The sequence below is a fragment of the Achromobacter sp. HZ01 genome (assembly GCF_003267925.1).
Classification (GTDB): domain Bacteria; phylum Pseudomonadota; class Gammaproteobacteria; order Burkholderiales; family Burkholderiaceae_B; genus Achromobacter; species Achromobacter pulmonis_A.
Genome location: NZ_LWKV01000002.1, coordinates 960618 through 976828 on the forward strand (window position 1 = coordinate 960618; position 16211 = coordinate 976828).

Consider the following 16211-nt stretch of genomic DNA (forward strand, 5'->3'; position numbering starts at 1 on the left):
AATCGGCACGTTGCAACCACCGCGGATCGCCATGATCATCCTGCTGGACCAAGACGGCGTGCTCGCCGATTTCGAACACGCCTTCATCGACGCCTGGCGCGAACGCCATCCCCAGATTCCGCCGGTGGCGCTCGAGGACCGCAAATCGTTCTACATCCGCCAGGACTACGCGCCCGAGCTGCGCGGCATGGCCGAAGCCATCTACACCGCGCCGGGCTTCATCCGCAACCTGCCGCCGGTGCCCGGCGCGCTGGAGGCGGTCAAGGAACTGCTTGCCCTGGGCATGGACGTGCGCATCTGCACCTCGCCGCTGTCGCAGTTCGAAAACTGCGTGGCGGAAAAGTACCTGTGGGTGGAAAAGCACCTGGGACGCGAGGCCACCAACCGCCTCATCCTGACCAAGGACAAGACGCTGGTGCACGGCAGCCTGCTGATCGACGACAAGCCCGCCATCGAGGGCGCGGTCAAGCCGCGCTGGAAGCACATTCTGTTCGACGCGCCCTACAACCGGGAGGTCGCCGACCGGCCCCGGATCACCTGGCGGAACTGGCGCAACGTGCTGGCCGGAGAGCTGTACACGGCAGACGAATGACTCCCGTATCGGCAGGCGCGGTTTAAGGCTATTCTGTGTTGCCGTTTCCGCCTGTTGACATCAATCTGGAGGAGTTCGCGTCATGAATCTGCACCGCCTGCTCAAGCAGCGAGAAGCCGATAACAAGCCTTTGCGTGTCGCATTGATCGGCGCCGGGAAGTTTGGCGCCATGTTCCTCAGCCAGGCCCCGCGCACGCCGGGCATCCGGCTGGTGGCGGTGGCGGACCTGGCGCCCGACCGGGCCCGGGCGGCGCTTACCCGGGTGGGCTGGCCGGCCAGCTCGCTCAACGCCGCCAGCACCGCCGACGCGCTCAAGACCGGCAAGGTCTATTTCAGCGACGACGTCCAGGCCATCATCGCCAGCCCCGACATCGACATCGTGATCGACGCCACCGGGCAGGCGGCCGCGGGCATCAGCCACGTGCTGGCCTGCTGCGAACACGGCAAGCACATCATCATGGTCAACGTCGAGGCCGACGCGCTGGCCGGCCCGCTGCTGGCGCGCCGCGCGCGCGAGGCCGGCATCGTCTATTCGCTGGCCTACGGCGACCAGCCGGCCCTGATCTGCGAGATGGTGGACTGGGCGCGCGCCAGCGGCTTCGAAGTCATGGCCGCGGGCAAGGGCACCAAGTACCTGCCCGAATTCCATACCTCCACCCCCGACACCGTGTGGCCGTACTACGGCTTCACCGCCGAGATGGTCGCCGCCGGCGACTTCAACGCGCAGATGTTCAACAGCTTCCTGGACGGCACCAAGAGCGCCATCGAAATGGCCGCGGTGTCCAACGCCACCGGCTTGCTGCCCTCGCCTTCCGGCCTGCACTTCCCGCCTTGCGGCGTGGACGACCTGGCGCGCGTGCTGCGCCCGCGCGAGAACGGCGGCATGCTGCACCACCGCGGCCAGGTGGAAGTGATTTCCTCGCTGGAGCGCGACGGCCGGCCGGTGTTCCGCGACCTGCGCTGGGGCGTCTACGTCACCATCGCGGCCGACAGCGACTACGTGCGCCGCTGCTTCCAGGAATACGGCCTGGTCACCGACCCCAGCGGCAATTTCACGGCCATGTACAAGCCCTATCACCTGATCGGGCTGGAGCTGGGCATCAGCGTGGCCAGCGTGGGCCTGCGGCGCGAGCCCACCGGCGCGCCGGCCGGCTGGCACGGCGACGTCGTGGCCACCGCCAAGCGCGACCTGCCGGCCGGCCAGGTCCTGGACGGCGAAGGCGGCTACACCGTGTACGGCCGGCTGATGCCGGCGCGCGATTCGGTGGCCGACGGCTATCTGCCGCTGGGCCTGGCGCACAAGGTCAGGCTCAAGAACCCCGTGCGCCAGTCGCAGCCGGTGCGCTGGAGCGACGTGGAATACGACGAGCGCTCGCCGGCCGTGCAGTTCCGCCGCGAGATGGAGCAGACCTTCGCCTGAACGCGGCTACACGGGCGCCGGACGTTCGGCCTGGAACAGCCGCAGGCGGTCGGCGGCGTTGCGCAGGTGCTGTTCGGCGGCCCGTCCGGCGGCGTCCGGATCGCCGCCGTCGATGGCGGCGAAGATGGCCTGGTGCTCGCTCTGCACCGCGGCCATGCGTTCGGCGTACATGCGCGCCGTGTTGTGGCGCGCGCTGCGGATCACGCGCCGCACGTTGGCTTCCAGGTAGTCGTTCAGCGCCACCAGGTGCGGATTGTGCGTGGCCTGCACGATGGCATGGTGGAACTGGTAGTCCTCTTCGTCGCCCAGCTTGTCGTTGATCAGGGCGTACTCCATGCCCACCAGCGCCTGGCGCATCTTCTTCAGGTCCGCGTCGGTGCGGCGCTGCGCCGCGTAGCGGGCCGCCGTGACCTCGATGGACAGCATCAGCTCCAGGATGTGCTCCAGGTCCTGGTTGTCGCCGGGCGTGGGCGCGGCGATGCGGAACGCGTTCTTCTGGAAATTCGGATCGACGAAGACCCCGCTGCCCTGCTGCGAGGTGACCAGGCCTTCGGACTTCAGGCGCGCCAGCGCCTCGCGCACCACGGCGCGGCTGACCGAATAGGTTTCGGTCAGCTGCTTTTCCGTGGGCAGGCGGTCGCCGGGCGCAAGCACGCCCTGGCGTATCTGTTCGGCCAGCGTGTCGCTCAGCGCCGCGGAAAGCGAACTCTTGGGCGCGGCGCGCGGCGGGTCCTGTTCTTGGGTGGGCTGCATTGGAATGGTGGGTGACTGTCGGGATGCTTCGACTTTACGCGATATGGATGCCGCCGTTGACCTGCATGACCTCGCCGGTGACGAAGCCGGCCAGCGGCGAGCACAGGAACGCGATCGAACCGGCGATCTCCTCGGCCGTGCCGAAACGGCGCAGCGGCGTGCTTTCCAGCAATTGTGCGCCTTTCTGTCCGATCAGATCGTGCGTCATGGAGGTGGCGATGATGCCGGGCGCCACCGCATTGACGCGGATCTGCGGCGCCAGCTCCAGCGCCAGGCTGCGGGTGAAGCTCTGCACCGCGCCCTTGGACGCGGCGTAGGCGGCGTGCGCGTAGCTGCCGCGCTGGGCCGCCAGCGAGGTGAGCAGCACGATGGACCCTTCGTGGCGCAGGTGGCGCTGGGCCGCGCGGCACACGTAGAACGTGCCGTCCAGGTTCACGCGCATCAGGGTGCGCCAGGCTTCGTCGCTGGTGTCCTTGACCAGGCCTTCCGGATAGATGCCGGCGCAATGCACCAGGTGGTCCAGCCCGCCGAAATGCTTGGCGGCGGCCTCGAACGCGCGCTCGCATTCGGCCGCGGCGGACACGTCCAGCGCCCGCGTGTAGACGCGCTGGCCGCTGGGGTCCAGCTCCGCGGCGACTTCCTCCAGCCGCGCGCCGTCGATGTCGGTCAGCACCAGCCGCGCGCCGTGCGCGGCCATCAGCCGGGCCGTGGCCAGGCCGATCCCGTTGCCCGCCCCGGTGATGACGGCAACCTTTCCTTCGAACGAAATCATGGTGTCTCCTGAAACGCTTTTCGAGAGGCGAGCAGGCCTGCCGGCGGCGGCCGCCGCTTCGATTTGACTGCCGGCGCGGCCGCTTGACACGGAAAAATTGCTTGCCCTATGATTTATCTGACAACTTATTAAAGTTGCCTGACAACTATCGTGAAAGCGTAAATCAAGCGCCGCTTTCAGGCAAGCGCGTCAGCAGAACAGGGCCTCACCGCCCACGCTCCCATTCCACGGAGGAGACACACATGAAGTTGGTTTTCACTTCCGGCCTGCTTTGCCTGGCCGGCATCGCCGCATCGGCGCAAGCCGCCCCCGTCAAGATCGGCCTGATCGAAACGCTTTCCGGCCCGCAGGCCTCGACCGGCCTGATGTTCCGCGCCGCGGTCAAGTACGAGCTGGACCGCATCAACGCCGCCGGCGGCTGGAACGGCCAGCCGCTGGAACTGGTCGAGTTCGACAACCAGGGCGGCCCGGTGGGCGCCTCCGACCGCTTCCGCGCGGCCGCCGCCGCGGGCGTGCAGATCCTGGTGCAGGGTTCCTCGTCGGCCATCTCCGGCCAGCTGACCGAGGACGTGCGCAAGCACAACCTGCGCAATCCGGGCAAGGAAGTCGTGTTCCTGAACGTGGGCGGCGAAGCCCTGGAACTGACCGGGCAGAAATGCCACTTCTATCACTTCCGCTTCACCACCAACGCCGACCTGCGCGTCAAGGCGCTGACCTCGGTCATGTCGGCCGACGGCACGCTGGGCAAGCGCGTCTACGCCATCAACCAGAACTACTCCTGGGGCCAGGACATGGAAGGCGCCACCGAGCGCTTCGCCAAGCAGTACGGCTATGAGGTGGTGGGCAAGACCCTGCACGAAGTCAACAAGATCCAGGACTTCGCGCCCTACGTGGCGCGCATCCGCTCGGCCGATCCCGACACCGTGATCACCGGCAACTGGTCCAACGACCTGCTGCTGTTGATGAAGGCCACGCAGGCCGCCGGCCTGAAGGTCCGCTTCGCCACCGTGTTCCTGGACCAGGTCGGCAACCTCGCCAACGCCGGCGACGTGGCGCTGGGCCATTACATCGCCCACCCGTACAACATCGAGGCCGCGGGCGAGGAAGGCGCGAAGTTCGCCGAGGACTACAAGGCCAAGACCGGCCATTACCCCAGCTACACCGAGCCGCAGACCGTCATCGGCATCAAGTTCCTGGGCGAAGCGCTCAAGCAGGTCCAGCCGCAGGACGGCAAGCTGTCGGTGCCGGCGCTGGCCAAGGCATTGGAGAAGGTCACCTACACCTCGCCGCTGGGCGCCTACACCATGCGCGCCGAAGACCACCAGGTGCAGCTGCCCATGGTGGTGTCCAAGGTGAGCAAGAACGCCAAGTACAAGGCCGACGGCACCGACATGGGCTTCGAGCCGGTCAAGGTGCTGGCCGCGGCAGACGTGTCCGCGCCGGTGCAGTCCACCTGCAAGATGCAGCGGCCGGACTGAGGCAGGCGTTTACGTAAGACGGACGCGGCGCGCGTCCGTCCCGCGCAACTCGACCCGGTTCGAAAACCTGGAGCGGACATGGAATACTTTACCGTCTCGCTGTTGAACGGCGTGATCTACGGCCTGCTGCTGTTCATGGTGTCGGCAGGCCTGACACTGATTTTCGGGATGATGGGCGTGCTGAACTTCGCGCACGCCTCGTTCTACATGATAGGCGCGTACGCCGCCTATACCCTGACGCCGGTCACCGGCTTCTGGGCGGCCCTGGTGCTGGCCACCGTCATCGCCGGCGTGCTGGGCATGGGCGTGGAGCGCTATTTCCTGCGCCGCGTCCACAAGTTCGGCCATGCGCAGGAGCTGCTGGTGACCTTCGGCCTGGCCTTCATCGTGGCCGAGCTCATCAAGCTGTTCTACGGCGATTTTCCCGTCGACTACCGCGTGCCGCAGTTCCTGAACTTCGCCGCGTTCCGCGTGTTCGACGCCGACTATCCGTTCTACCGCCTGCTGATGGGCGGCGTGTCGCTGGCGATGTTCGCCGTCATCTACCTGCTGCTGTCGCGCACCCGCGTGGGCATCGTGGTGCGCTCGGCGATCTACCGTCCGCGCATGGCCGAAGCGCTGGGCCACAACGTGCCGCTGGTGTTCATGAGCGTGTTCGGCGTGGGCGCGGCCATGGCCGGCCTGGCCGGCGCGGTCGCCGGCGCGTTCTACACCACCAACCCGAACATGGCGCTGGAACTCGGCGTGCTGGTGTTCGTGGTGGTCGTGGTGGGCGGGCTGGGCTCGCTCGAAGGCGCGATGATCGCGTCGCTGCTGATCGGCCTGATCAGCTCGTTTTCGGTCGGCGTCGACGCCAGCCTGGCGACCCTGTTCGGCCTGTTCGGCGCCGGCGAATGGGCCGAGCGCGTGGGCGGCCTGATGACCGTGAAGATTTCCAGCCTGGCGGCCACCCTGCCCTTCCTGCTGATGCTGGTGGTGCTGCTGGTCAAGCCCTCGGGCCTCAAGGGAGAACAGCCATGAGCCAAACCCGCCGCGCTTCCGGGCTGCTGCTGTTGATCCTCTGCGTGGCCGCGCTGTGCGCGCTGCCCTGGCTGCTGCCCGCCGGCCAGCTGGTGGCGGCGGTGCAGATGCTGATCGCCGCGCTGTTCGCCTGCGCCTTCAATCTGCTGGCCGGCCAGGGCGGCATGCTGTCCTTCGGCCACGCCGCCTACTTCGGCGTGGGCACCTTCGCCACCATCCATGCCATGAACGCGCTGGGCGGCGCGGGGCTGTTGCCCACGCCCCTGATGCCGCTGGCCGGCGGCGTGGCCGGCCTGCTGTTCGGCCTGGTCGCGGGCTGGTTCGCCACCATGCGGGCCGGCGTGTATTTCTCGATGATCACGCTGGCGCTGGCCGAGCTGCTGCACGCGCTGGCGCCGCACCTGAAAGGCGTGTTCGGCGGCGAGGCGGGCCTGTCCGCCATGCGCATGCCGGCCTGGGGCTTCACCTTCGGCTCGGACGTCGAGGTGTACTTCCTGGTGCTGGCCTGGGTGCTGGCGTCGCTGGCGGCGCTGTACGGCCTGACCCGCACGCCGCTGGGCCGGCTGACGCTGGGCCTGCGCGAAAACGCCCACCGCCTGCGCTACCTGGGCTACCGCCCGCACACGCTCAAGACCCTGGTGTTCGCGCTGTCGGCCATGTTCGCCGGCATCGCCGGCGGCCTGCAGGCCCTGAACATCGAGGCCGGCAACTACGTGCTGTTCGAGGTCAAGCTGTCCACCGACGCGGTGCTGTTCGCCTACATCGGCGGCGTCAACGCCTTCCTGGGCCCGGTGCTGGGCGCCGCCATCCTGACCTTCCTGTCGCAGACGCTGGCCGACATCACGCGTTCCTGGTTGCTGTACCAGGGCATTCTGTTCGTGCTGGTGATGCTGTTCGTGCCCGACGGCCTGGTGGGACTGGTGCAGCGCGCGGCCCGCTCGCTGCGCGAACGCGGCGCGGCCAGCTGGCTGCCGCGGGCCGCGGTGTCGGCCGCCGCCGGCCTGCTGCTGACCGGCGCCACCGTATTCACGGTGGAGCTGCTGCAGCGCATGTTCGCGCGCGACTACCGCGCGCTGCTGGAGATGAACCCCGAGGCCGGCTGGCCGCCCATCGCGCTGTTCGGCCACGAATGGGCGCCGCTGGCGCCGCTCACCTGGCTGATCCCGCTGGCGCTGTTCGCCGCGGGCCTGGCCGCCTGCCGCTGGGCGCTGGCCCTGTGGCGCGACGACGCCGATGCCCCGCCCGTGCTGGAGGCCGCCCAATGAGCCACGACATCCTGACCCTGACCGACGTGCGCAAGTCTTTCGGCGAAGCGCAGATCATCCGCGGCGTGAACCTGAAAGTGCGGACCGGCGAGCGCCATGCCGTCATCGGCCCCAACGGCGCGGGCAAGTCCACGCTGTTTCACCTGATGTCGGGCTCGTTCGCGCCGACCTCGGGCGACATCAGCCTGCGCGCGCGCCCCATCGGCGGCCTGCCTCCCGAGCGCATCAACCACCTAGGGTTGGCGCGGTCGTTCCAGATCACCAACGTGTTCCCGCGCCTGTCGGTGCGCGAAAACCTGCGGCTCGCGGTGCTGCGCATGCACGGCCTGGTCTACAACTTCTGGCGCCCGATCGCGCGCAACCGCAAGGTCAACGAAGACGTGGACCGCCTGCTGGAGAAGGTGCGGCTGGCGGCCAAGCAGGACACCGCCGCCGGCGACCTCAATTATTCGGAGCAGCGCTCGCTGGAGATCGGCATGACGCTGGCCTCGCGTCCCGAGGTCATCCTGCTGGACGAACCGATGGCGGGCATGTCGCAGCATGAAGTCGACTACACGGTCGAGCTGATCAAGGAAGTCACCCGCGACTGCACCCTGCTGATCGTGGAGCACGACATGCAGGTGGTGTTCTCGCTGGCCGACCGCATCAGCGTGCTGGTGTACGGCGAGATCCTGGCCACCGGCACCCCGGCCGAGATCCGCGGCGACGCCCGCGTGCGCGAAGCCTATCTCGGAGAGGAGACGGTATGACGACGCAATCCCCCTTGCTGAGCCTGCAGGGCGTGCATGCGCATTACGGCAAGAGCCACATCCTGCACGGCATCGACCTGGGCATCGGCCGCGGCGAAGTGGTGAGTCTGCTGGGCCGCAACGGCGCCGGGCGCTCCACCACCATGAAAAGCATCATGGGGCTGGTGGACGTGACCGGCGGGCGCATCGCCATCGAAGGCCGCGACATCACCAACAAGCGGCCCTTCGAGATCGCCCGCGCCGGCCTGGGCTTCGTGCCGGAAGAACGCGAGGTGTTCGCCAACCTGACGGTGGACGAGAACCTGCGCATGGGCGAACAGCCCAGGCGCGCCGACGCGCCCTTCTGGACGGCGGACCAGATGTTCGATTACTTCCCGCGCCTGAAGGAGCGCCGCTCCACCCGCGCCGGCAACCTGTCGGGCGGCGAGCAGCAGATGCTGACCATGTGCCGCTCGCTGCTGGGCAACCCCAAGGTCATGCTGATCGACGAGCCCACCGAAGGGCTGGCGCCGAAGATCGTGGAGGTGATCGCCGACGTGATCCGCGACATCCACAAGCGCGGCGTGTCCGTGCTGCTGGTGGAGCAGAAGCTGACCATCGCCCTCAAGGTCTCCACCCGCGTCAGCGTGATGGGCCACGGCCGCATCGTTTTCGAAGGACCGCCCGCGCAGCTGCATGAGCGCCAGGACGTGGTCCAGGAATGGCTGGCGGTGTGAGCGCCGGCGCCCCCTCTTTCTATCAGGCATCTATCGTGGACTATCCCAACGACACCCTCCATCCCGAACTGCGCGGCCAGGCCGTGGTGATCACCGGCGGCGCCCGGGGCATCGGCCTGGCCACGGCGCAGGCCTTCGCCCGCCAGGGCGCGCGCCTCGCGCTGCTGGACATGGACGCCGCCGCGCTGGACGAGGCCGTCGCCGGCCTTTCGGCGCAGGGCGCCCAGGCGCTGGCCTGCCAGGCCTCGGTCACCGACGCCGACGCCGTCGAACGCGCTTTCGCGCAGGTCGAAGCGGCCTACGGCCGCATCGACGTGCTGGTCAACAACGCCGGCGTGTCGGCCAACAAGCCCACGCTGGAAGTCAGCGTGGACGAATGGCGCCGCGCCGTGGACATCAACCTGACCGGCGTGTTCCTGTGTGCCCAGGCCGCCGGGCGGCGCATGGTGCCCGCCGGCTCGGGTTCCATCGTCAACCTGGCCTCCATGTACGGCGTGGTGGCCGCGCCCGACCGCGCGGCCTATTGCGCCACCAAGGGCGCGGTGGTGCTGCTGACCGAGACCCTGGCCGTGGAATGGGGACCGTCCGGCGTGCGCGTGAACGCGCTGGCGCCGGGCTACGTGGAAACGGACCTGGTGCGCGACCTGGCCGCGCGCGGCCGCCTGGACCCCGAGCGCCTCAGGCAGCGCACGCCGCTGCGGCGCCTGGCGCAGCCGGCCGAGATGGCCGACCTGGCGGTGTTCCTGGCCTCGCGCCAGGCCGCCTACATCACCGGACACACCCTGGTGGCCGACGGCGGCTGGAGCCGCTACTGCTACCTCTAACCGCAAGACGCCTACCCCTATTCTGGAGATTCATTCATGGCCACCTACCAACCGCTTGCCTCGCAAGCGCCCTGGCGGCAACTGACGGTCGAAGCCAAGGACTGGCAACAGGCGGACCCCGCCCTGCTGGGCACCATGCTGACCCAGCTGCACTGGATCCGCGCCTTCGAAGAGGCCGTGCTGGAACTGGCCGCCGAAGGCCTGGTGCACGGTCCCGCGCACTCGTCCGTGGGCCAGGAAGGCGGCGCGGTCGGTTCGGTGCTGGCGCTGGGCGCCGGCGACCAGATCAACGGCTCGCACCGCGGCCACCACCAGTTCCTGGCCAAGGCACTGCAGCACGTCGCGCCGCAAGGCCTGGACCCGCGCGATCCGCTCACGCCCGCCATCGACGAAGTGCTGCAGAAGACGCTGGCCGAGATCATGGGCCTGGCCCAGGGCTATTGCCGCGGACGCGGCGGCAGCATGCACCTGCGCTGGCTGGAAGCCGGCGCGCTGGGCACCAACGCCATCGTCGGCGGCGGCGTGCCCCTGGCCGCCGGCGCGGGCTGGGCCCACAAGCACGCGGGCACCGACCGGGTGGCGGTGACGTATTTCGGCGATGGCGCGGTCAACATCGGCTCCGTGCTGGAAACCATGAACCTGACCGCGGCCTGGAAGACGCCGCTGTGCTTCTTCATCGAGAACAACCGCTACGCCGTCTCCACCACGGTGGAGGAATCCACCGCCGAGCCGCGGCTGTCGGCGCGCGGCCAGGCCTTCAACATTCCGTCGTGGCAGGTCGACGGCATGGACCCGCTGGCGGTGTACCTGGCCATGTCCGAAGCCGTGGCGCACATGCGCGCCGGCAACGGCCCCACCATCGTCGAAGTGGACGTGTACCGCTACTTCCACCAGAACGGCCCCTTCCCCGGCAGCGCCTTCGGCTATCGCAGCAAGGACGAGGAAGCGCAATGGCGCGGCCGCGATCCGCTGGACCGCGTCGCCGCCGAGATGATCGGCCGCGGCCTGATTTCGCAGGCCGAGGTCGACGCGCTGCGCCAGCGCTGCAAGGACACCATGAAAGCGGTGGCCGGCCGCCTGACCGAAGCCGCCGAGGGCGGCAAGCGCCGCGTGCGCGCCGACCTCTGGCCCAGCCCGGATTTCCGCGACGTGGGCCTGCGCGGCGATGGCTCCGAGCTGGCCGGCCTGCGCTACCAGGAAGCCGCCGACCACGCCGGCCGGCGCGTCGAGCGCAAATTCGTCGACGCCGTGGCCGACGTGCTGGATCGCCGCATGGAGACCGACGGCGGCGTGGTGGTGCTGGGCGAGGACGTGCACCGCCTGAAGGGCGGCACCAACGGCGCCACGCGCGGCCTGAAGGACAAGTACCCCGACCGCGTGCTGGGCACGCCCATTTCTGAAAACGCCTTCGCCGGCCTGGGCGGCGGCCTGGCCATGGACGGCCGCTACCGGCCCGTCGTGGAATTCATGTACCCGGACTTCATGTGGGTCGCGGCCGACCAGATCTTCAACCAGATCGGCAAGGCCCGCCATATGTTCGGCGGCGACATCGACGTGCCCTTCGTGCTGCGCACCAAGGTCGCGATGGGCACGGGCTACGGCTCGCAGCACTCGATGGACCCGGCCGGCATCTTCGCCACCGCGCCGGGCTGGCGCATCGTCGCGCCGTCCACGCCCTTCGACTACATCGGCCTGATGAACACCGCGCTGGCCTCCAAGGACCCCGTGCTGGTGATCGAGCACGTGGACCTCTACGCCTCGTCGGGCGAAGTGCCGGCCGACGACCTGGACTACGCGATTCCGTTCGGCAAGGCGTGCGTGCGCCGCGCCGGCGGCAAGGTCACCATCCTGAGCTATCTGTCCATGGTCGGCCGCGCGCTCAAGGCCGCCGAAGCCGCCGGCGTGGACGCCGAAGTCATCGACCTGCGCACCCTGGACCGCGCCAGCCTGGACTGGGACACCATCGGCGCCAGCATCCGGAAAACCAACAACGTGCTGATCGTGGAACAGGGCGCCCGCGGCACCTCCTACGGCGCCATGCTGGCCGACGAGATCCAGCGCCGCTACTTCGACTGGCTGGACCAGCCGGTCAAGCGCGTGACCGGCGGCGAGGCCTCGCCCAGCATCTCCAAGGTGCTCGAACGCGCGGCGTTCGCCGACACCGAGGAAGTCGTGGCCGGCCTGCAGGACGTGCTGGCCGACCTGGGAGAAAAAGCATGAGCGCCGCCCTGCGCATGACCGTGCCGATGGAAGTCGGCATCTGCTGCGCCGACCTGGACGCGCTGCAGGCCTTCTACACCGACATCATGGGGCTGACGCTCGTCAACCGCGTGAGCGTGCCGGCCGACAAGGCCCAGGCCACCGGCCTGACGCGGCACGGCTACGAGGTGGCGCGCCTGCAGACTTCCTACGGCGAACGCATCAAGCTGCTGCAGCCGGCCGCCGCGCCGCAAGCCGCCGCGCGCGGCGGCGCCATCCTGGACCGCCAGGGCGCGACCTACCTGACCTTCATCGTGCGCGACCTGCCCGGCGTGGTGCGCGACCTGCAGGCCAGGGGCGTGGCCTTCGACAGCGCGCCGGCGCCGATGGAAGTGCGCCCCGGCACCTGGCTGGCGTTCTTCCGCGATCCCGAAGGCAATGTGCTGGAGCTGGTGGAGTACGACGATCCGGCCGCCTACCGGCCCGATCTGGCCGGCGCCGAACGATAGAACGAACAACGGGACGAACAACGTGGCACACCTCATCAAACTCCCCTCCGTCGCGGCCGACACCTCGGGCGGCACGCTGCACCAGTGGCTCAAGCAGGAAGGCGACACGGTCGCCGTGGGCGATGCGCTGGCGGAAATCGAAACCGAGAAGGCCATCGTCGAGATCAACGCCGAGCACGCCGGCGTGCTCGGCCGCATCGTGGTGCAGGCCGGCGCTGCCTCGGTGCCGGTCAATACCGTGATCGGCGTGCTGCTGGCGCAGGGCGAGGACGCATCGGGCATAGACCGCGTCCTGGCCGAAGCCGGTGCGGCGGCGACCCCCAGCGCCGCGCCCGCCCCCACCGCGGCGCCGGCGCCCGCGCCTGCCGCCGAAACGCCGGCCCCGGCCGCGCGCCTGTTCGCCAGCCCGCTGGCGCGCCGCCTGGCCGCGCAATGGCAGATCGATCTGCAAAGCGTGGCCGGCACCGGCCCGCGCGGGCGCATCGTGCGCCGCGACGTGGAGGCGGCGCGCGAGCGCGCCCCCGCCGCCGCGCCCTCGCCGCTGGCCGCCCGCCCCGCCGCGCGCCGCGTGCCGCACACCGGCATGCGCCGCGCCATCGCCCGCCGCCTGACCGAAAGCAAGCAGAACGTGCCGCACTTCTACCTGACGGTGGATTGCCGCATGGACGCGCTGCTGGCGCTGCGCGCGCAGGCCAACCAGGGCGGCGCGGTGAAGCTGTCGGTCAACGACTTCATCGTGCGCGCCGCCGCGCTGGCCCTGCGCGAAGTGCCCGAGGTCAACGCCAGCTGGCACGAGGATGCCGTCGAATACCACGCCGGCGCCGACATCTCGGTGGCGGTGGCCACCGACGGCGGACTGGTCACGCCCATCGTGCGCGACGCCGACGTGAAGCCGCTGTCGGCCATCGCCGGAGAAATCGTCGAGCTGGCCGCCCGCGCCAAGGTCAACCGCCTGAAGCCCGAGGAATTCACCGGCGGCTCGCTGACGGTGAGCAACCTGGGCATGTACGGCATCGGCCAGTTCGCGGCCATCATCAACCCGCCGCAGGCCGCCATCCTGGCGGTGGGCGCGGCCGAGCGCCGCCCGGTGGTGGACGAGAACGGCGCGTTGGCCGTCGCCTCCGTCATGACCGTGACCCTGTCGGCCGACCACCGGGTGGTGGACGGCGCCGTGGGCGCACGCTGGCTGGCGGCCTTGCGCAAGCTGCTAGAAAACCCCGTGCGCATCCTGCTGTGAGCCCCGCCATGACCAAGACTGCATTCGATCTCATCGTGGTGGGCGGCGGCCCCGGCGGCTACGTCGCCGCCATCCGCGGCGCGCAGCTGGGCATGTCGGTGGCCCTGGTGGAGCGTTCGGAACTGGGCGGCATCTGCCTGAACTGGGGCTGCATCCCCACCAAGGCCCTGCTGCACAGCGCCGCCGTGCTGCGCGCCTGCCGCGAAGCCGCCCGCTACGGCGTAGCGGACGCCGGCCAGGCCCGCCCGGACCTCGCCGCCATGGTGGCGCGCTCGCGCAAGGTGGCGGACCGGCTGGGCCAGGGCGTGGCCCACCTGATGAAGAAAAACGGCGTGACCGTGTTCGCCGCCAGCGCCAGGCTGGCCGGCGCCGGCAGGCTGGCGCTGGACAACGGCGCCATGCTGTCGGCCCCGCACATTATCCTGGCCACCGGCGCGCGCGCCCGCGAACTGCCGGCGCTGCCCCTGGGCGAGCGCATCTGGGCCTACCGCCAGGCCCTGACGCCGGCCGAGATTCCGAAATCGCTATTGGTGGTGGGCGCGGGCGCCATCGGCGCGGAATTCGCCAGCTTCTACCGCGCCGTCGGCGCCGAGGTCACGCTGATCGACATGACGGCCGAAATCCTGCCGCAGGAAGACGCCGAAATCTCGCAGCTGGCCCGCAAGGCCTTCGAAAAACAGGGCATCCGCGTGCTGACGCAATGCGCCGTGCAAAGCGCCTCGCCGACGGCCTCTGGCGTGAAGGTGGCGCTGGACCAGCAGGGCAGGCAAAGCGAACTGGAGGCCGAGCGCGTCATCGTCGCCGCCGGCATCGTGGGCAACGTGGAAAACCTCGGCCTGGAGCAGACCCGCGTCAAGGTGGAAAAAACCCACATCGTCACCGACGCCCTGTGCCGCACCGACGAGCCGGGCGTCTACGCCATCGGCGACGTGGCCGGCGCGCCGTGGCTGGCCCACAAGGCCAGCCACGAAGCCGTGCTGTGCGTGGACGCCATCGCCGGCAAGCCCGCGCATCCCCTCGATGCGCTGCGCATCCCCGCCTGCACCTATTCCTACCCGCAGGTGGCCAGCGTCGGCATGACCGAAGCGCGCGCCCGCGAACACGCCAGACAGCACGGCGGCGACATCCGCGTCGGCCGATTCAGCTTCGCCGGCAACGGCAAGGCCATCGCCATGGGCGAAGACCAGGGTTTGGTGAAGACCGTGTTCGACGCCGCCACCGGCGAACTGCTGGGCGCGCACATCATCCACCCCGAAGCGTCCGAGCTGATCACCGGCTACGGCGTGGCGTCCGCGCTGGAGGCCACCGAGGAAGACCTGATGCACGCCGTGTTCGCGCACCCGACCCTGTCGGAAACCCTGCACGAATCGGTGCTCGCGGCCTTCGGCCGCGCCCTGCACGCCTGAACGGCCCTGGCGGCGCGCCTCACAGGCGCGCCGCGATGAAATCCAGAAAGCACGCGATGCGCCGCGACAGCTGCGTGTTGCGGTGATACACCGCGTGCATGGGCTGCAGATAGTCGGAGTACTCCGACTCCATCAACCGCAGCAGCCTGCCGGCCTTGATGTCGTCGCGCACGACGAAGTCCGACAGACAGGCGATGCCCACGCCGCGCAACGCCAGCTGCCGCTGCGTCTCGCCGCTGGAAGTCGCCAGCGTGGGCACCGCCAGAAAGCTGTTGCCTCCCGCATGCCGCAAGGGCCACACGTTCAGGCTCTCGGGCTGCGTGAACCCCAGCACCTCATGCCCCGCCAGATCCTCCACCCGCTCCGGCGCGCCGCGCCGCGCCACGTAATCCGGACTGGCCATCACCCAGCGCGGCGACGGCCGCAGCGTGCGCGCATGCAGCGAGGAATCGGTCAACGGCCCCATGCGCAACGCCACATCCGTGCGATGCTCCATCAGGTCCACGATGCGGTCATTGCTGGTCAGCTCCAGCGAAATCCCCGGATATTCCCGCCGGAAATCCCCCACATGCGGCACCACGCAATGCAGCATCACCGGCACCGAAGCATCCACCCGCAAGCGCCCCGCAGGCCGCTGATGCACCTTGCGCATGCATTCCTCGGCCTCCTCCAGCGAAGCCACGATCTGCCGCGCCTTGGGAAGAAAATGCTTGCCCTCCTCGGTCAGATCCATCCGCCGCGTGGTCCGGTTCAGCAGCATGACGCCCAGGTCCTCTTCCAGCCGCGACAACCCGCGGCTGACCCCCGAAGCCGTATGCCCCAGCACCTCCGCGGCCGCGCTCAGCGAACCCGCATCCACCACGCCCAGAAACAACCGCAAAGCATCAGAATTCAGAGACATAGGATGGCTCCTTGGTTTTCGAGAGTGGGCATTGAAGGAGGCTTGTAGTTGAATTCTTACGCGCCCGGCACGGCGGCGGCCTCTTCGGGCATACGCGGTATCTTGCGTCCGGCGATCGCGCTGCGCGCCATCGAACAATCGCCAATTTAACCCCGCCGCCGGATGGATGGCGCGCGCGAGACACCGTCCCCAAGAAAAATACCGCCTGCCGCGCGCCATCCATCACCACCCCACCCAAACCGGTGAGCCTACGCAAGCGCGCCAGCGCACACCGTCACGACGCAGGAAACCCTGTATGCCGAGTTTGGCCGCCCGGGCGGCCAAACTCGGCGGGCATTGCAAGAATCGCCACTGAACCCGGCTCCAACAG

General features: G+C 69.1%; 15 protein-coding genes. 12 read left to right on the plus strand and 3 right to left on the minus strand.

The features are described from left to right. The first annotated feature begins 31 nt into the window (after window positions 1-31). Window positions 32-592, plus strand: a complete 561-nt coding sequence (locus A6B37_RS13430; protein ID WP_102773325.1) for a 5'-3'-deoxyribonucleotidase — start codon at window positions 32-34, stop codon at window positions 590-592. 82 nt (window positions 593-674) lie between these two features. Continuing rightward, entirely contained in the window at window positions 675-2012 is a 1338-nt protein-coding gene (locus tag A6B37_RS13435; RefSeq protein ID WP_102773324.1) for a Gfo/Idh/MocA family oxidoreductase, read from the plus strand. A 6-nt stretch (window positions 2013-2018) separates the two neighbouring features. Here A6B37_RS13435 and A6B37_RS13440 read toward each other — a convergent pair whose 3' ends face one another. Together A6B37_RS13440 and A6B37_RS13445 are read right to left on the minus strand one after the other, a co-directional pair. Beyond that, a complete protein-coding gene (locus A6B37_RS13440; RefSeq protein WP_102773323.1) occupies window positions 2019-2765 on the minus strand; it encodes a FadR/GntR family transcriptional regulator in 747 nt (248 codons plus the stop codon). Window positions 2766-2799: 34 nt separating this feature from the next. Beyond that, complete coding sequence (locus A6B37_RS13445) at window positions 2800-3537, minus strand: SDR family NAD(P)-dependent oxidoreductase (RefSeq protein WP_102773322.1); 738 nt, start codon at window positions 3535-3537, stop codon at window positions 2800-2802. Window positions 3538-3779: 242 nt separating this feature from the next. Here A6B37_RS13445 and A6B37_RS13450 point away from each other — a divergent pair, with 242 nt between their 5' ends. The 10 genes from A6B37_RS13450 (at window position 3780) to lpdA (ending at window position 14940) form a co-directional block, all read left to right on the plus strand. Beyond that, entirely contained in the window at window positions 3780-5015 is a 1236-nt protein-coding gene (locus A6B37_RS13450) for a branched-chain amino acid ABC transporter substrate-binding protein (protein WP_102773321.1), read from the plus strand. Between the two features lie 78 nt (window positions 5016-5093). Further along, window positions 5094-6035, plus strand: a complete 942-nt coding sequence (locus A6B37_RS13455; RefSeq protein WP_111826036.1) for a branched-chain amino acid ABC transporter permease — start codon at window positions 5094-5096, stop codon at window positions 6033-6035. Then, entirely contained in the window at window positions 6032-7300 is a 1269-nt protein-coding gene (locus A6B37_RS13460; RefSeq protein WP_111826037.1) for a branched-chain amino acid ABC transporter permease, read from the plus strand. Before A6B37_RS13455 ends, A6B37_RS13460 begins: the two co-directional genes overlap by 4 nt. Then, window positions 7297-8049: an ABC transporter ATP-binding protein gene (locus tag A6B37_RS13465; protein ID WP_111826038.1), complete on the plus strand. Its 753-nt coding sequence runs from the start codon at window positions 7297-7299 to the stop codon at window positions 8047-8049. The genes A6B37_RS13460 and A6B37_RS13465 overlap by 4 nt, the downstream gene beginning before the upstream one ends. Beyond that, complete coding sequence (locus tag A6B37_RS13470; protein WP_111826039.1) at window positions 8046-8765, plus strand: ABC transporter ATP-binding protein; 720 nt, start codon at window positions 8046-8048, stop codon at window positions 8763-8765. Before A6B37_RS13465 ends, A6B37_RS13470 begins: the two co-directional genes overlap by 4 nt. 35 nt (window positions 8766-8800) lie before the next feature. Beyond that, window positions 8801-9589 (plus strand): SDR family oxidoreductase, encoded by a 789-nt coding sequence (locus A6B37_RS13475; protein ID WP_111826338.1) that lies wholly within the window; start codon window positions 8801-8803, stop codon window positions 9587-9589. Window positions 9590-9625: 36 nt separating this feature from the next. Continuing rightward, window positions 9626-11809 carry a dehydrogenase E1 component subunit alpha/beta gene (locus tag A6B37_RS13480; RefSeq protein WP_102773316.1) on the plus strand — a complete coding sequence of 728 codons (2184 nt, stop codon included), beginning with the start codon at window positions 9626-9628 and terminating at the stop codon, window positions 11807-11809. Then, window positions 11806-12297, plus strand: a complete 492-nt coding sequence (locus A6B37_RS13485) for a VOC family protein (protein ID WP_111826040.1) — start codon at window positions 11806-11808, stop codon at window positions 12295-12297. Before A6B37_RS13480 ends, A6B37_RS13485 begins: the two co-directional genes overlap by 4 nt. 22 nt (window positions 12298-12319) lie before the next feature. Next, the gene (locus tag A6B37_RS13490) at window positions 12320-13534 is read left to right on the plus strand and encodes a pyruvate dehydrogenase complex dihydrolipoamide acetyltransferase (RefSeq protein WP_111826041.1); all 1215 of its coding nucleotides are present in this window, start codon (window positions 12320-12322) and stop codon (window positions 13532-13534) included. A gap of 8 nt (window positions 13535-13542) precedes the next feature. Continuing rightward, window positions 13543-14940: a dihydrolipoyl dehydrogenase gene (gene lpdA / locus A6B37_RS13495; protein WP_111826042.1), complete on the plus strand. Its 1398-nt coding sequence runs from the start codon at window positions 13543-13545 to the stop codon at window positions 14938-14940. A gap of 19 nt (window positions 14941-14959) precedes the next feature. On the opposite strand, the gene A6B37_RS13500 is transcribed toward lpdA, so the two are convergent. Beyond that, entirely contained in the window at window positions 14960-15841 is an 882-nt protein-coding gene (locus tag A6B37_RS13500; protein WP_102773313.1) for a LysR family transcriptional regulator, read from the minus strand. Window positions 15842-16211 lie beyond the last annotated feature (370 nt).

What these genes read in the sequence shown, in the direction of transcription:
- A6B37_RS13455 (WP_111826036.1), top strand. Translation starts at nt 5,094, where the DNA reads ATGGAATACTTTACCGTCTCGCTGTTGAACGGCGTGATCTACGGCCTG.
- A6B37_RS13470 (WP_111826039.1), top strand. Translation starts at nt 8,046, where the DNA reads ATGACGACGCAATCCCCCTTGCTGAGCCTGCAGGGCGTGCATGCGCAT.
- A6B37_RS13445 (WP_102773322.1), bottom strand. Translation starts at nt 3,537, where the DNA reads ATGATTTCGTTCGAAGGAAAGGTTGCCGTCATCACCGGGGCGGGCAAC.
- A6B37_RS13500 (WP_102773313.1), bottom strand. Translation starts at nt 15,841, where the DNA reads ATGTCTCTGAATTCTGATGCTTTGCGGTTGTTTCTGGGCGTGGTGGAT.
- A6B37_RS13485 (WP_111826040.1), top strand. Translation starts at nt 11,806, where the DNA reads ATGAGCGCCGCCCTGCGCATGACCGTGCCGATGGAAGTCGGCATCTGC.
- A6B37_RS13430 (WP_102773325.1), top strand. Translation starts at nt 32, where the DNA reads ATGATCATCCTGCTGGACCAAGACGGCGTGCTCGCCGATTTCGAACAC.
- A6B37_RS13435 (WP_102773324.1), top strand. Translation starts at nt 675, where the DNA reads ATGAATCTGCACCGCCTGCTCAAGCAGCGAGAAGCCGATAACAAGCCT.
- A6B37_RS13460 (WP_111826037.1), top strand. Translation starts at nt 6,032, where the DNA reads ATGAGCCAAACCCGCCGCGCTTCCGGGCTGCTGCTGTTGATCCTCTGC.
- A6B37_RS13465 (WP_111826038.1), top strand. Translation starts at nt 7,297, where the DNA reads ATGAGCCACGACATCCTGACCCTGACCGACGTGCGCAAGTCTTTCGGC.
- A6B37_RS13450 (WP_102773321.1), top strand. Translation starts at nt 3,780, where the DNA reads ATGAAGTTGGTTTTCACTTCCGGCCTGCTTTGCCTGGCCGGCATCGCC.
- lpdA (WP_111826042.1), top strand. Translation starts at nt 13,543, where the DNA reads ATGACCAAGACTGCATTCGATCTCATCGTGGTGGGCGGCGGCCCCGGC.
- A6B37_RS13480 (WP_102773316.1), top strand. Translation starts at nt 9,626, where the DNA reads ATGGCCACCTACCAACCGCTTGCCTCGCAAGCGCCCTGGCGGCAACTG.
- A6B37_RS13440 (WP_102773323.1), bottom strand. Translation starts at nt 2,765, where the DNA reads ATGCAGCCCACCCAAGAACAGGACCCGCCGCGCGCCGCGCCCAAGAGT.